Below are 14,786 nucleotides of genomic sequence, written 5' to 3'. Positions count from 1 at the left end.
GAATCGACACACCGATCGCATCGCCCACACGCGATGGGGCGGTCACCCGCCGTTGTCCGACGGTGGGCTATCGTCCTCGCAGTGGTGATCGTCTCCCGGCGGCGGTGTCTCGAGTCGGGCGTCGGTAACTCGCAACGTCCCCCAGTTCCCGTGCCATACCCGCTCGAACTCGAGGGAAATTCGACGGGACATATGTGGGCCGTCGGTGACGATCGTCTCGAACTCTCCGCCCTCACCCAGTGGATGGACACCGTACTCACCGGTAAGTGCTTCCAAGTCGGCCACTGCATCGGAATCCAGCTGTCGTCCAAGCCAGGACTCGTCGAACCCGGGTGCCGTCACCTCGACGACGACGATTTCGAGGCCCGCCTCGATCATCGTCTCGAGGAGGACGGTCGGCTCGGCCTGCCACAGTGGCGCGGCGAACTCACACCCGATGCGGTCACACATCGACCGGAGTCGATCGGCCTGAAACTCGCTCTCGACGGTGCCAGTGATGACTCCACTGACACCGCCGTCGAGCTCGGCGTCCAGCGTCCTGAGTGCGTCCTCGAGGGGTTCGATTGCGGTGGTATCCTCCGGTCTCGAGCGAGGATCGACATCCCCGCCGATGTCGGGGGGTTCGATATCGACGACGGGGATCCCGACATCGACGATGGGGATCCCGATGCTCCGTGCAGCCAGCCGAGCGACAGCTATTGCGGGTGCATGGTACATCTGAGAGTTGGCCGGCGGATGGATAAGCACGAGTCTGCGAACATCACGTCCGGATTCCAGTGCGCGGTAGAGCGCCCACGAGGACTCTTTGCCGCCGGAGAAGAGGGAGATCCACCCGCCGTCGGAGTTGGACATACACGCTATACCCTGTCGACGAACAAACGCCTGTGGGGCGGGCTACGAGTCTGTTCCACTGGCGGAAGGCGGCTTCGCTCGCGAGCATGCAACTGGTCTCATTCAAATCCGAGTTGGATACAATAGCTATGGCTCGCGAATTTGCTCGCCACGAGAATATGGGCCAACTCGGATTTGAACCGAAGGAAGACGGTCTCACTCGCTTCGCTCGCGAGCATGCGACTTCCAGGGTTCAAACAGAGGTCGATACAGAACTTGCTGCTCACGAAGTTGTTCGCAGCAAAAGTATGGGCCAACTCGGATTTGAACCGAGAGCCTCCACCTTATCAGAGTGGCGCTCAACCTGATTGAGCTATTGGCCCGCGTTCGCATTCAGTAGTTGTTGGCTGGTATGTTTAAGGGTTTCTTTCTTCAGGTACTGTGAGAACCGCTACCGAGCGGAGGGGTCGTCGGTGTCATCGTCCAAGTCGTCGGTCGTGGATTCGCTCCCGAAGTCAATCGTGTACGACTCCTGGCCGTTGTCAGCGTCAACGGAGTAGTCATCAGCACCGAGGTCGTACGTGCCACCTGCGCCACCGTCTCCTGTGCCAGTCTGGGCACCGTCTCGAGCCATCCCCTCGTTGGGGAACCCGAACGTCCAGACCTTGCCACTGGCGAAGCCGCCGGTTTTCTTGTCCGCGTAGGGGACGATCACGAAGCGTTTGAGGGCGGCCCGAATCGGAAGCCGCGTCAGGGGGACGACGAGCAGGAACCCGATAGCGTCGGTGACCAGCCCGGGCGTCAGCAGGAACGCGCCGGCGGCGATCAGCAGGCCACCGTCGAGCAGTTCGTTCGTCGGCGGCTTTCCCTGAGCCATCGACCGCTGCATCTTCCGGATGGTTCGGCGACCCTCGGCACGGACGAGCAACATGCCGACGAGGCCGGTCAGGACGACGAGCAACACCATTCCCACCCAGCCGAGGTATGTCGTCTGGCTGACGACGATCGCGAGGATCACCGCATCGAGAAACGGGATGAGCAGGAGCGCGAAGATCCACCGGAGCATGCGCCGATATAGCCCGTGGAGGGTGAAAACGCTTTACTCTCGAGTTGTACTGGGAACGCGAACCGGCCTCGAGTCGGCTGCGATGGCCTCGAGGTCCGAGGAGCCGTCGAATCCACTATCGAACGAAGGGCTTACGCCCGCGACAGCCGAGACACCGGTATGAACGATCCGACGCGTGTCGAGTGGCGCGAGTGGGGACAGGAAGCCTTCGACGAGGCAGCGGAGGCGGACACGCCCGTCTTGCTCTCGCTCACTGCGACGTGGTGTGAGCACTGTCACGAGATGGACCGCACGACATACGCCGAACCACGAATCGCGGCGAATCTCAACGATAGTTTCGTGCCGGTTCGGGTCGACGCCGACCGTCACCCGCGCGTGCGTGATCGGTACAACATGGGCGGCTTTCCATCCACGGTCTTTCTTGCCCCGGACGGCTCGGTGCTGACCGGCGCGGGCTATCTCGGAACGGACGGGATGCGACAGGTACTCGACAGCGTCCGAACCATGTGGGACACCAAGGGCAGCGGTGCCGGACGGATCCCGCGGCCACTCCGAGAGGACAACCCACCCGCGGGCGAACTGACAGCCGACGTCGAAGCCGCGATGCTCGGCCAACTCACCGAAACCTACGACGAGGTCGCCGGTGGCTGGGGAGACAGCCCGAAGTTCCCGCTGCCAGACGCCCTCGAGTTCGCGCTCAAGCGCGACCGGGAGATGGCCCTGCGGTCGTTCGATGCGGTCAGCGCGAACCTGCTAGACGAGTACGACGGCGGCTTCTATCGCTTTGCAAGCGAGCCAGACTGGTCGGGGCTCCACCACGAGAAACTGCTCGATTCCAACGGCGCGCTCGTTCGGGCGTTCGCAAACGCCTACCTGCACACAGGCAAAGACGAGTATCGCGAGCCTGCCGAGCGAACGATCGAGTATCTGACGACGACGCTGTGGAACGACGATGTCGACGCCTTTGGGAACAGCCAAGCACCCGGCGAGAGCGATGCACACACCCTCGATGCGACCGACCGCGCCGGTGCGGCCGAGCCGCCAGTCGACGAGGGCGTCTTTGCCGGCCCCAACGGGCTGGCGATCGAGGGGCTGTGTACGTACTACGCCTACACCGACGACGAGCGCGCGCGACGGTACACCGAACGCGCACTCGAGACACTCCGGGAAGACCTGCTCACGGACGGCGTCGTCGCCCACACGCTCGAGGGACGCACAGAACGCAAACCGAACGGCGACCCGGTCCCGCTGTTGCTCAACCAGGCCCGCACGCTTTCGGCGCTGACGACGGTCGCGAGCACGCTCGAGCCGGCCGTCCTCGAGGACGCGATGGCGGTCGCGGACGCGACGATCGAACACTTACACGACGGCGCGTCGTTCGTCGACGGGCCTGCAGTGGGTGCCGGTCTCCTCGACCGACCGCTCCGGCCGCTGGATGCGAACGTCGCAATCGCGGACGCGCTGCTCGAGCTCGCGGTGCTGACGGGCACACAGCAGTATCGTGACCTCGCCCGGGAAACGCTCGAGGCCTTCGCTGGCGCGAGCGATCGCTTCGGTGTCCAGATCGCCGGCTACGCGACGACCGTCTCCCGGCTGCTCGAAGGCCCGCTCGTGATCACGGTCGGTGACGAGCCCGGCACCGACCTCCATCGGGCCGCCCTGCGACTTGCCGACCACGAGAAGGTCGTCGTCCCGGCTGCCGACGCCCTCGAGGCCGGGACCGCCCGAGCCGAACGTGGCGAGTTCGTCTCCGACCGTGCCGAAACCCCCGACGAGTTGAGTAACCGCGTCCAGTCGATCCTCGAGTAACGCCAACAGGCGCTGCTGCGATGGAAAATCGAACGACGATCAAACCACCACAGCGTTTATGTTTCTTCAGTTGGTCGGTCATCACATGGCCAGTCTCAGGGATCTCGGGCTCTCGGAGTACGAAGCTCGAGCATATCGAGCATTGCTCAACACCGGCCCCACAACAGCCAAGGAGTTGTCTCGTGCAAGCGACGTGCCGATGGGTCGGATCTACGACGTCCTCAACAGCATCGAGCAGTACAATCTCGTCCGGAGCCAGACCGCAAGCCGGCCGAAAAAGTACGTCGCTGTCGAGCCTGCGACGGCGCTCGATCGGCTGCTCGACGACAAGAAACGGGAACTCGAGGAGAAGGCAGACCAGTATGCGTCGATCGTCGACGAGTTGGCCGACGAACTCGACGCCGCCGAGCCGGTCGAAGATCAGTTCTGGACCGCTGCAGTCGGTCCCGAGGAGACGATCGACCTGCTGCTCGAGCGGCTTGCAGCCGCCGACGACCACATCGTGATGGTGTCTGCGGATCCGGCCCCCCAGTGGGATATGCAGGCCGTCAGCGAGCAGGTCAACGCACAACTCGAGGACGCCCTCGATCGGGGCGTCTCGGTCGACCTCCTGATGACTCGCGAGATGGTATCGTCGCTTTCCGAAGACGTCGGCAAGCGCTACCGAGAGACCTTACAGCAACGCGGCGACTTCGACGTGCGGACGAACGACGATATCACGGGCTCGTTCAACATCATCGACGGCGTCGAAGTCTGTATTCAGGTTCCGAACCCGCTCTCATCTAGCGAGGCGTTCGGCATGATCGACCTCAAAGACCCCGAGTTCGCCGCAAACGTCCACGAGGAGTTCGTCCCCCGCTGGGACGACGCAGCGCCACTCGAGTTCTGACGTTGAGCGCCTCACGTCGGCGTTTCGTAGAAAAGCAGCTGGTTTTCGACCGATCCGATCGGTGAGCGATCGCCTCGGTGTAACAGTTAAAACTCGCCGTTGACTTCCTCGCGCAGCGTCGCCATCTCGACGACGCGTTCGGCGTGGGCGTTGTGCTGGTGAATCGACTCGTCGTTGGACTGGGCCATCGTGATCACTGCGTCGTCTGGCAGATGATCGAACTCGTTGACGACGCCGTCGGCCAGCGCGCGCACACAGTCCTCGACGAACTTCGCGTCCGCGTGGGCCGCGTAGGTCATGTGGTCCTCGTCGGGGCGTTTCGCGAGGTTGTAGATCCGGGCGCTCATCGCGTCGCGGGCGATATCGATGATGTCGTTCAGATCAATCTCGGGATCGCCGCTGGATTCGACGGTCAGCGTCGCGTGACCCCGCTGGGAGTGACCCGGTTGTGGAACTTCCTCCAAGAACTGCGTGATCGTCTCGTCTTCGACGCCGAGGTTCTGAAGCGTCTCTTTTGCGCGCGAGGTGGACATCCCCTGCGAGCACGGACAGACGGTCATTCCCGTGACCTCCGCGCCGATTTCTTCGCGCGTGCCGTCTTCGGTCGCCGTCGCCGACGCGATGATGTCGACAGTGTGTTGGGTTTCGCGGTCGCTTGCGGGCGTCTGCTCGCGGCGCATGAACTCCGCCTCCATCGTCACCTGCGCTTTCGAGGTGTAGTCGTGTTTCTCGAGGAGTCGCTCTGCAGCCTCACCACAGACCTCTTCGACGCGGTAGGCTTCTTCACGGGTTGCATCCTCGAGAATCTCGTCGATGACCTCCATGTTACGGCTCATGTCCGCACCCTTTCGCCAGCCAGGGAGATCGACGAAGACCTTGAACTCGGCGGTGAGAACGATCGGGCGCTTGTCTTCGCGGGCGATCTTGACGAGTTTGTCGACGCCAGTGACGCCGACCTGACTCAGACCCACAGTGACATCGGGTGACGTCGCCTGTACGTCCGGCAGCTGGTGACTCATTGTGCGTATTCAGGGCAGGATGCGATTCAACCTTTCGGAAGACGACGTTCTCGAAACGAACGGTCGAGCGGTACCGAGACGTGTAATCGTTCCAGCAACCGAGATCGGTCCGGCGGATGTGACATATTCCTCGCGGCAACCGAACCCAAGCGTTCGCTCGTCCCTTTAAGTGGCTCTGGTTACAAGATATAGATACGACGGGAAGTCGCCGTTCTCGAGGGGTCACAATCAACGAGCGACGGCGACGATCACGTGCTTTGCAGTTCGATCGGACGACTGGAGTGGCGACCGCTGCCAACTCCGTCGTTCTTTAAGTACTTCTGGTCACAAGGTAAAGCTACGAAGGGCATTTGGGCCTGGTCCGCCCGCTTTTACTGATACTACTGCTCGAGTGACAGCTATGGATTCGGTTCCGGCACACATTTTCGAAACAATCGACAACGTATTGGGGACGATCGAACGCGAGTACGATATTGCCATCGTGTTCGCGGTCGCCCGCGGCAGTCATGCCTGGGGCGCGGCGAGTCCCGACAGCGACTACGATGTCGGCGTCGTCTTCGTGCCGACCGACCTGCGTCAGTACGTCCACCTCGAGGGACCCACCGAAGTCATCGACCGCGAATACGGCGAGATCGACGTTCAGGGCTGGGACGTCCGCACGTTTGCGGGCCTGCTGGCCGACTCCAACGAAGGCGCGATCGACGTCCTTCGCAGTCCGATCCGCTATCGGGCTGCATACGATCCAGCCGATCTCGCTACCTACGTCGAACGGACGTACAACCCGATGGACCTCTACCACACGTGGCGCGGTATCGCGACGAGCAACTACCGGAAGTACATCTCGCATCATCTGGTTTCCACCGACGACGAGCGCTTCCCAATCGTCGACGTGCTCGAAGACGGCGCGTACGTTGTCAAAACCGACGTGGGGACGATGACGATTCCGGCCGATGACGAGCGGTTCACCGAGACACAGACGAAGCCCACCGTCAAACGGAACCTGACGATCACCCGGGCAGCGATGTCTGCCCGCTACCTGCAGGCGACTGGAGAACGGGACGGCCACGACCTGCCTGCACTCGAGTTCGAGCGGTTCCTGACCGAGCAGGCTCCGGCCGTCTTCGACACCGAACGGATCGAGCGCGCTCGTAAACTGCTCGAGCGCAAGCGCGCGGGCGAGGGCGGGGCCACGGTCGGCGACGTTGTCGGTCGCGAATTCGCCCATCCAGCGAGAGAGATCGATCCCGACACACACGCACGCGGTGGACCTGACATCGAACGGTTGGACGAGTATGTCGACGAACTGATCACCGCAGTCCAGTACCGGTACGGATCACCCCCGTCGTGAGTCATGTCGCCTTTAAGTACTTCTGGTCACAAGGTGAAGATACGACGGGAGAACGGTCGCTTCTCGAGGACTCAACATCAGTCAGCTACTGGTGTCCGGAACTGATCTGCTCGACCTGTTTTAAGTGCCTCTGGTCACAAGGTAGAGCTATGACGGGAAGACGGTCGTTCTCGAGCAAACATATTCGCGAGTTGCGACTGTCGACAGCGCCGACCGTTTAACTATTTCTGGTCACAAAGCAGAGCTACGAAGGGCTTTTTGCGGGCTCATGCAGACCCCTGTCCGTCAGTGCCGGCGCGAGAGCGAACGCCCTGTCTCTCACGCGAGAACGTGTTAGCAGGACTGTTAGTCCGTCTGAGAGATGATTGTAACGAGCGAGCCTTTTTCCGTCTGCCTGTCCCAGCGAGACGTAATGAGAGACGACGGTGCTGAACCCGGTCCAGCTGCCGACCAGTCTGTGGCCGTCGGCGACAGCCCACATCTCGAGGACGAGGCGGAGCGCCGCCTCGAGGTACGACCCGGCTCCGGTTCGCTCTCTCGAGCGGCCGTCCAGCGCGACTCGACGGTTCGCCAATGGGGCGTCGTCACGCCGAGTGCGACCGTTATCGGCCGCGCGGAGTCGCCCGACGGGGACCTCTCCGACAGCGTTCGTCGCCTCCACGACGAACAGCACGCGGCGACGCCGGGCTACAGCGAGCGCGCTCACCATCTCGATCGCCTCCGGACGACCCAGGCACTGTGTAACGCCCTCGACGTGACGCCGTGGCAGCGCGATCTCGCCCTCGGTGTGATGGACGAGATCGACCTCCGGGAGTTCGGCAGCCAGCGGGCGATCGAGAAGGTCGCGCTGGTAGTAATCCGCCACGTCGTCGACGTTGACCGCCAGCAGTACTTCGGGCTGGACGATATCGACGCGCAAGCGCTGTCGGCCGAGCGACTGGACGAGTTGTTCGGCCAGTATCGGGCCCACGACATTACCGACGAGGAGACGTTCAAACGCCTCGCCGCCGACTACGGGCTGGATACGACCAGCCTGAATCGACTCCGGCGCGTACTCAAAGCCCAACTCGAGGACGAGCTCCCGGCCTACGGTCGCAACCCCTACCGGGATCCGAATCTGCCCGACGTGACCGGAACCGGCGAGGCCGACACCGAAGGCGAGGCCTAACGGCAACGGCGCTCGAGGAGGTAACGGACACCGCGCGTTTGCGCGCTACGATGGCCTTGCATCTCGAGCGGGCGGGTCCGGTTGCCATCGACTTTTCCGTCCTGCGTGCGACGTGGGTGTATGTCCGAGACATCCGACCGTCTGGAACTGTACGCCGACTACGTCTGTCCGTTCTGCTATCTCGGCAACCAGTCGCTCGCACAGTACCGCGAGACGCGTGAAGAGCCACTCGAGGTCGACTGGCAGCCGTTCGACCTCCGAAGCGGGAAGCGCAACCCGGACGGCTCGATCGACCACGACGTCGACGACGGCAAAGACGATCAGTACTTCGAGCAGGCCAAACAGAACGTCCGTCGCCTGCAGACGGAGTACGATGTTGAGATGGCCCAAGAGATAGCGATCGAAGTCGACTCGTTACCGGCCCAGCAGGCGTCGTGGTACGTCAAACAGGAATATCCCGACCAGTGGGCCGCGTTCGACGACGCGATCTATGCAGCGCTCTGGCAGGACGGCCGCGACATCGGCGACACCGATGTGTTGGCAGACGTTGCAGACGCCGTCGGGCTGCCAGTCGACGAAATCCGGTCCGCGATCGATGACGACGGCGTCCGGACGGAACTCGAGGATCGGTTCACCATGTCTCAGCGACAGGGGATCACCGGTGTGCCGACGTTCGTTTACGAGGGACAGGCCGCCCGGGGCGCGGTTCCCCCGGCGCAGCTCGAGCGCCTCCTCGAATGAACGAAAAACGGCGACAATCGGTCCCGAGACGAGCAGTTCGTCGCTAGTCGAGTTTCTCGAGGCTCGTGACGAAATTTCCCTCCGGTCCGACGAGTCGAACCGGGTCGGGTGCGAGCGAGACGGTGACGGTCGCGGGTGGCTCGAGTCGCCGACGGTTTCGCCCGTCGCTGATGACGTAGGCGGTGTCGGCACCCGACACCGAGATGGTGAGTTCCGTGTCTGGATCGACGACCAGCGGCGGCATCGACTCGGCGGCGGCCATCTGGGTAACGATGAGGGCGTCCGTCTCCGGGTGCACCAGCGGCCCGCCCTCGCTTAGGTTGTATGCGGTCGAGCCCGTCGGTGTCGCCACGAGCACGCCGTCGGCGTGACTTGCGGCGTAGCAGTCGCCGCCGATTCGGGTCTCGACGGTCACACCGCCGCCGTGGCCCCGACGTGGCCCGTGGACGACGATCTCGTTGAGCGCCGGCTCGAGCGTCCAGTCGCCGTCGCCGGTTGCCTCGAGTCGAGAGAGTGTTCGGCCCTCGAGCGAGCCGGTTTCGCGGAGCGCTGCGACGAGATCGGTGACGATATCTCGAGCGTCCGCGGGCGCGACGGCGTTGAGAAAGCCGACTTCGCCGAGGTTCACTCCGAGAATCGGTGTGGTGCCGATCTCGCGGGCGACGAACAACAGCGTGCCGTCGCCGCCGATACTCACGACGAGATCCCGGTCGGCCATCGACGCGACCGGAACGGCGGGGGCATCGACCGCGTCGCCGCTCGCGTCGTCGACGACGACCGAAACGGTCGCCTGCTCGTGTTCGCCGAGACACTCGAGGGCCTCGATGAGTGTCGCAGCGAGTTCCTGTGCACGCTCGTCGTCTCGTTGGGCGACGATGCCGACGGCGACGTCCATTGGCGGCGGCTACCCATCCCATAATCAAAAAGCCATCTGCTCTCGTTTGCGACCGCCGACAGGAGACCATCGCGCCAGCATGATCCGTCTTTGAGAGCGTACGTACGCGTTATATTCCGTTCGTTGTGCATACTTTTGGGGCTGTCGCTACCACTGGCCCGCATGGCCCAACGGACGACGGTAGACGAAAAACTCCCGCGAGCGGAACTCGCGGCATATCTCAAGGCGCTCGCCGCGGAGTTCGAGACGGACGCCGACGAGATCGACGTCGACGTCGGCAACAAGACGATCACGCTCACACCGCCCGACGAGGTCGACTGCTCGATCGACGTCGTCGAGCGCTCCTCGTTGCTCCGCGGAAATCGTGAGACGATCGCGATCGAACTCAGCTGGAAATCCTAATTGGACCGCCCGCAACCGAATCCATCCACTCACAGCCAAGCAATACCGTCAGCTGTCGGTGTACTGACCCGCCCGACCAGTCTCGGCGACTCACGTCCAGTTGCACCCGTAGTCTATTCCCATGCGGGAGGAACCACAGCAACCGCTTTTTTTATTCACTCGAGTCGTCTAGATAGCCCTGATGTACGACCGAATCCTCGTTCCCACTGACGGAAGCGACCACGCGGCAGTCGTCGCTGCCCACGCAGCCGAAATCGCAACGACGAGAGACGCGACAGTACACGTCCTCTCGGTCGTCGACGACCGTGCGTTTCTGGTCCTCGACGACGACCGTGTCGAGGCCGTCCGCGCCGATCTCCAGGCGAACGCACGCGACGCCGTCGACGAGATTGCGACGGAAACGATCGATCATGGACTCGAGGTGGAGACGGCTCTCGACTCGGGCAATCCCGCCGAGTGTATCGTCGACTACGCCGACGAACACGAGATCGACCTGATCGTGATGGGAACGAGCGGCGACGAGTACGAGCGCAACGTCGTCGGAAGCGTCTCTCAGCGAGTCGTTCGCCAGGCACCCGCGCCCGTTCTCACCGTCGGTCCGGACGTCGAGCGCTGATCGGACGGACGGTTATGCTGACCACACCGGTCTGAGAGCCGATATTGCCGATTCTCATCGTGATTGGTGATGAACTCGCGTCAGTTGACACTCGAGTGATATCGGCGTCGAAATCGCCGTTCAACGAACACCAATCTTGATATGTACCCCTTTGCTAGAGGGATGAAATGCGCCGTTCGATCGTGATTGTCGTTGCCTTACTCGCACTCTCCGTTCTCTTTGTCGGGAGCCTCTCGCTGTTGGTCTCGCCATCGACCACCGATATCGGGACCAACGAAGCGGAGGTCTCCCCGAGACTGACGTCCGTAAACGACTCCGAAAGCAAATTCTGGCGGTTTCTCAGCCCGCAGGAGCGCTTCCAGCAGCGGAGCCCGATCAACGTAATCGTTCGTGGTGACACTGCCGACATTCTCCGGACGATGACTGAGGAAAGCGACGGGGACTGGGAAGCAATCGAAACGACAGCGGCCAGTGGTGACGCCGAAAACGGAACGATTCTCGAGGAGGAAGCCGGTCACGCGACGGGCGTCGAGTGGGGCGAAGCCATCGGTGCAACACGGTACGCCTGGATCGATCCTGGTCCCGACGAACGCGCCTACTGGACGGACGAGACCGCACAACTCCAGGACGGGGATTACTACGGCCACCGGTATCATATCCGACTCTACGAGAGTCCAAATCCTGCCGACCAGTGGATCGCCATGCAGGGTCACACCGAACATTTCGACTGGTTTACGCTCCGCCATCGCGTCGATGGCGTCGAAGCAGCCCAATCGAAAATCGAGTCGGACTTCATGAGCCATCCACAGGTCGACACCGAACGGGACGTCCGTCGGATCTACCTCGACAACGCCGGCCCCTCCGATGCCAACGGCTGGGCAACCGTCGTCGAACTGACTGGCATGATCGTCCTCCCGGCAGGCGTGGGGCTCATCGCCCGCAAACGCGTCGCGACGACCGACACAGGCGCCGACGGCCGGACCGATTCCGAGCGCGTCTCCGAGTACACACCCGACGCCATCGATACCCATCTGACTGACGTCGACCGTCGCCGGATCGCGGCCGCCTACGACCGACTCGAGGCCGGCCACCTGATCCTCGTCTTCACCATCCTCGCGCTGTTTCTCGGCGTCCGAATGGGCGGGCTCTTCCTCGAGCGCCGGGTCGACGTCCTGACGCCACACATGATCGCCGCTGTGCTGTATCCCATCATCGCAGTCGGGATTCCAATCACGACCGCCCTGATCGCCCGGACGCTCGAACGACGGCTCGATGCCGCTCTCGTCGCTGCAGGGTCGCTCGCACTGGCCATCTGGCTCGACTACGGATTGGTCGGCGTGGACTCGCTGCCGATCGACGTCGTCCTCCAGCGGATGCTCGTCATCGTCGCACTCGGACTGATCGCCGGTGGGGCGACGAAACGCGCGGCGCGTGACCCCCGGCTCAACGACATGCTCCTCGTCGGCGTCGTAATGTGGGTGGTCGTCCTCGGCGGGACGCTGCTTGGCTACCTCTGAGTGCGATGCGCGTCGCTCGAGAGCGGGGCCATGCTGTCAAAAAACGTACGCGCTCCGTGGACGTCCGTTTCGGAATGCGCTGGCCGGGAGTTGAACCCGGGCTATGAGCTTGGGAAGCTCATGTCCTACCACTAGACCACCAGCGCACTGTACTCGAGTCACCCAAACGTAGCTGCCGAATCCACTTCAACGTAGCGTTCCTCGAGGGCACCCGTGGCTATGTCCGGTCAGGAATACAACAAACGTCCACAGATTAGCCGTAAGGGGTGATTATTAAACCTGCCCACTCGTATTCGGTAACATGATCGATCTTCGCCTTTCGGATGCGGAACTGGATCAGCAACGCGATCATATCGTCGAGTTCATCCGCCAACAGGTCGACGCCGCCGGTGCCGAGGGGGTCGTCCTCGGACTCTCGGGTGGTATCGACAGCACACTCACCGCCCGCCTCCTCGTCGAGGCAGTCGGCGTCGAGAACGTCCACGGGCTCGTCCTCCCGGGGACCGTCAGCAGCGACGAAAACATGAGCGACGCCGAGCGAGTCGCCCAGAACCTCGAGATCGGCTACGATGTCATCGAACTCGAGCCGATCATCGACTCGTTGCTTGCGGCCTACCCCGACGCCGAAGGCGACCACGAAGCCGTCGGCAACGCTCGAGCGCGGCTGCGAGCCCTCCTGAACTACCTCGTCGCCAACCACGAGCGCCGGCTGGTCGTCGGCACCGGCAACCGGAGCGAGGCTGCGGTCGGCTACTTCACCAAGTACGGCGACGGCGCTGTCGACTGCCATCCGATCGGGAACCTCTACAAAGCACAGGTTCGCCAACTCGCACGACACATGGGCGTCGCTGAAGACCTCGTCTCGAAGACGGCCACGGCGGAGCTGTGGGCCGACCAGACCGACGAAGACGAACTGGGGATCAGCTACGAGACGCTCGATTCGATCCTCGCGACCCACATCGACGGCCCGCTGTCGGTCGCGGCGACCTGCCGGCTGCTCGAGGTCGACGAGGAAACCGTCAAGAAGGTCCGCGGAATGTACGAGCGAAGCGAGCACAAACGACAGGCGCCGCCCGCGCCGAAGCCGCTGAACTGAGCAGCTCGGCGCGCCGGTCGTAACGACTTCCTGTTTGGTGGGTCGCCGACGGCGACGATTACGCCGTCTCCGAGCGCCACTCATCCTCGAGGAGGCCATACCAGTAGGCGTTTTGATGCTCGCCGTCGATGAACTCGACGTCCCGATGGACGCCTTCCTGTCTGAACCCGACCGACTCGAGGAGGCGTCGCGAGGGCTCGTTACATGCGAAAACGCGGGCGGCGATCCGGTGGAGACCGAGTTGGTCGAACCCGTAGGTGACGATCCGCTCGACCGCATCGGACGCGTAGCCGTTGCGCTGATGGTCGGGTGCGATCCAGTAGCCGAGTTCCGCTCGACTCGAGACCCAGTCGATCGATTGCAGCCCGATCGTTCCCACCGGCGTCGACTCGGCGACGAGCAGCAACTGGATCGATTCGTCGCTACAGACGACGTCGTCGAAGAACGCCCGTTCTTGAACGCGGTTGAGCGGCTTCGACCGGCCAATCGCCCGCCAGACCCGCGGGTCGTTGACGTGTCGCTGGAGGAACTCGAGGTCGGCCTCCTCGATGGGGCGGAGCTCGACACGGTCGCCGGAGAGAAAGACCGGATCGGGCATCGATTCGGCGTACGATCGGTCGCGAAATAATGGTTGTGGCGCAGTCACATGCCAAGAGAGGCGTTCGTCCCTACTCGAGTAACGCGTCGATATCGTCGGCGTGGGCCTCGACGAGGTCGCCGAAGGCCTGTGCCTCGAGTCGTTCCTGCGTCGCCCGTTCGCGATCGTCCCGAATCCGTCGTTTCAACACGGCGAGTGTGTCTGGAGCGTTCGCAGCGATCTCCTCGGCGACGGTCCGTGGCTCGGCTTCGATCCGCGAGATCAGCCCCATCCGACGCGCTTCCTCGGCGTCGACGGCCCGTCCCGAAAGGGCGAACTCGAGGGCGTCACCCTCGCCGATCACGCGGGGCAGCCGGACGGTGCCGCCCCAGGCGCCGAACAGGCCAAAAGTGACGCCGGGTTCGCCGTAGGTCGAGTCAGGCGTCCCAACGCGGACGTCACAGGCCAGCGCGAACTCGAGGCCGCCGCCGCGGGCCGGCCCATCGATGCCGGCGACGACGATGGCCGGTGAGTCCTCGATCGTTCGGGCGACGCGCTGTCCCAGTCGGGCAAACTCGATGGCCCGCTCGCGGTCGCCCTCGAGCTCGCTGACGGTCTCGAGATCGGCCCCTGCACAGAACGCAGGGCCGTTGCCACGGAGGTAGACGACGGGCTCGTCGGCGTCGTCGATCGCCGCCTCGAGGGCCTTGAGGGACTCGACGGTCAAGGCGTTTCGTGCTTCGGGACGGTCGATCGTGACCGTCCGGAGAGAGCGATCGGCATCAGTCTCGACATCGATCATATACGCCAGT

The 14,786-nt window shown here is 63.2% G+C and carries 15 protein-coding genes and 2 tRNA genes; 9 read left to right on the top strand and 8 right to left on the bottom strand.

Going from position 1 to position 14,786, the window contains the following annotated elements; all coding sequences use genetic code 11:
* Positions 1-42: 42 nt before the first annotated feature.
* The 3 genes from BW940_RS13765 to BW940_RS13755 form a co-directional block, all read right to left on the bottom strand.
* The gene (locus BW940_RS13765) at positions 43-852 is read right to left on the bottom strand and encodes a diphthine--ammonia ligase (RefSeq protein ID WP_076609797.1); all 810 of its coding nucleotides are present in this window, start codon (positions 850-852) and stop codon (positions 43-45) included.
* Positions 853-1,140: 288 nt separating this feature from the next.
* Positions 1,141-1,214, bottom strand: a tRNA-Ile gene (locus BW940_RS13760).
* Positions 1,215-1,282: 68 nt separating this feature from the next.
* Entirely contained in the window at positions 1,283-1,897 is a 615-nt protein-coding gene (locus BW940_RS13755) for an FxsA family protein (RefSeq protein ID WP_076609796.1), read from the bottom strand.
* 159 nt (positions 1,898-2,056) lie between these two features.
* On the opposite strand from BW940_RS13755, the gene BW940_RS13750 reads away from it, so the two are divergent.
* On the top strand, positions 2,057-3,706 hold the full coding sequence (locus tag BW940_RS13750) for a DUF255 domain-containing protein (RefSeq protein WP_076609795.1): 1,650 nt from the start codon (positions 2,057-2,059) through the stop codon (positions 3,704-3,706).
* Positions 3,707-3,791: 85 nt separating this feature from the next.
* Complete coding sequence (locus BW940_RS13745) at positions 3,792-4,595, top strand: TrmB family transcriptional regulator (RefSeq protein ID WP_076609895.1); 804 nt, start codon at positions 3,792-3,794, stop codon at positions 4,593-4,595.
* A gap of 86 nt (positions 4,596-4,681) precedes the next feature.
* On the opposite strand, the gene mptA is transcribed toward BW940_RS13745, so the two are convergent.
* Entirely contained in the window at positions 4,682-5,614 is a 933-nt protein-coding gene (gene mptA / locus BW940_RS13740; protein WP_076609794.1) for a GTP cyclohydrolase MptA, read from the bottom strand.
* A 400-nt stretch (positions 5,615-6,014) separates the two neighbouring features.
* Between mptA and BW940_RS13735 the strand changes: the two genes are divergently transcribed.
* From BW940_RS13735 to BW940_RS13725, 3 genes are all read left to right on the top strand, one after another.
* Positions 6,015-6,962, top strand: coding sequence for a nucleotidyltransferase domain-containing protein (locus tag BW940_RS13735; RefSeq protein WP_076609793.1), 948 nt, complete (start codon positions 6,015-6,017; stop codon positions 6,960-6,962).
* A gap of 412 nt (positions 6,963-7,374) precedes the next feature.
* On the top strand, positions 7,375-8,130 hold the full coding sequence (locus BW940_RS13730; protein ID WP_076609792.1) for a DNA-directed RNA polymerase subunit epsilon: 756 nt from the start codon (positions 7,375-7,377) through the stop codon (positions 8,128-8,130).
* A 120-nt stretch (positions 8,131-8,250) separates the two neighbouring features.
* On the top strand, positions 8,251-8,871 hold the full coding sequence (locus tag BW940_RS13725) for a DsbA family oxidoreductase (protein WP_076609791.1): 621 nt from the start codon (positions 8,251-8,253) through the stop codon (positions 8,869-8,871).
* Positions 8,872-8,914: 43 nt separating this feature from the next.
* Here the strand turns inward: BW940_RS13725 and BW940_RS13720 are convergent, their stop codons facing one another.
* Positions 8,915-9,766: an NAD(+)/NADH kinase gene (locus BW940_RS13720; protein WP_076609790.1), complete on the bottom strand. Its 852-nt coding sequence runs from the start codon at positions 9,764-9,766 to the stop codon at positions 8,915-8,917.
* 162 nt (positions 9,767-9,928) lie between these two features.
* On the opposite strand from BW940_RS13720, the gene BW940_RS13715 reads away from it, so the two are divergent.
* The 3 genes from BW940_RS13715 to BW940_RS13705 all read left to right on the top strand — a co-directional run bounded on the left by BW940_RS13715 (position 9,929) and on the right by BW940_RS13705 (position 12,301).
* On the top strand, positions 9,929-10,168 hold the full coding sequence (locus BW940_RS13715; RefSeq protein ID WP_076609789.1) for an amphi-Trp domain-containing protein: 240 nt from the start codon (positions 9,929-9,931) through the stop codon (positions 10,166-10,168).
* A gap of 181 nt (positions 10,169-10,349) precedes the next feature.
* Positions 10,350-10,784: a universal stress protein gene (locus tag BW940_RS13710; RefSeq protein WP_076609788.1), complete on the top strand. Its 435-nt coding sequence runs from the start codon at positions 10,350-10,352 to the stop codon at positions 10,782-10,784.
* Between the two features lie 167 nt (positions 10,785-10,951).
* On the top strand, positions 10,952-12,301 hold the full coding sequence (locus BW940_RS13705) for a hypothetical protein (protein ID WP_076609787.1): 1,350 nt from the start codon (positions 10,952-10,954) through the stop codon (positions 12,299-12,301).
* Positions 12,302-12,376: 75 nt separating this feature from the next.
* Here BW940_RS13705 and BW940_RS13700 read toward each other — a convergent pair.
* Positions 12,377-12,447: transfer RNA gene (locus tag BW940_RS13700), tRNA-Gly, on the bottom strand.
* 155 nt (positions 12,448-12,602) lie between these two features.
* On the opposite strand from BW940_RS13700, the gene BW940_RS13695 reads away from it, so the two are divergent.
* Positions 12,603-13,397, top strand: a complete 795-nt coding sequence (locus BW940_RS13695; RefSeq protein ID WP_076609786.1) for an NAD+ synthase — start codon at positions 12,603-12,605, stop codon at positions 13,395-13,397.
* A gap of 58 nt (positions 13,398-13,455) precedes the next feature.
* On the opposite strand, the gene BW940_RS13690 is transcribed toward BW940_RS13695, so the two are convergent.
* Together BW940_RS13690 and BW940_RS13685 are read right to left on the bottom strand one after the other, a co-directional pair.
* The gene (locus BW940_RS13690; protein WP_076609894.1) at positions 13,456-13,995 is read right to left on the bottom strand and encodes a GNAT family N-acetyltransferase; all 540 of its coding nucleotides are present in this window, start codon (positions 13,993-13,995) and stop codon (positions 13,456-13,458) included.
* A gap of 70 nt (positions 13,996-14,065) precedes the next feature.
* Entirely contained in the window at positions 14,066-14,776 is a 711-nt protein-coding gene (locus tag BW940_RS13685) for an enoyl-CoA hydratase/isomerase family protein (RefSeq protein ID WP_076609785.1), read from the bottom strand.
* Between the last annotated feature and the right edge of the window lie 10 nt (positions 14,777-14,786).

This window comes from Natronorubrum thiooxidans (genome assembly GCF_900156475.1).
GTDB classification, from domain to species: Archaea; Halobacteriota; Halobacteria; order Halobacteriales; family Natrialbaceae; genus Natronorubrum; species Natronorubrum thiooxidans.
This window is presented reverse-complemented; position numbering and strand designations above follow the sequence as displayed.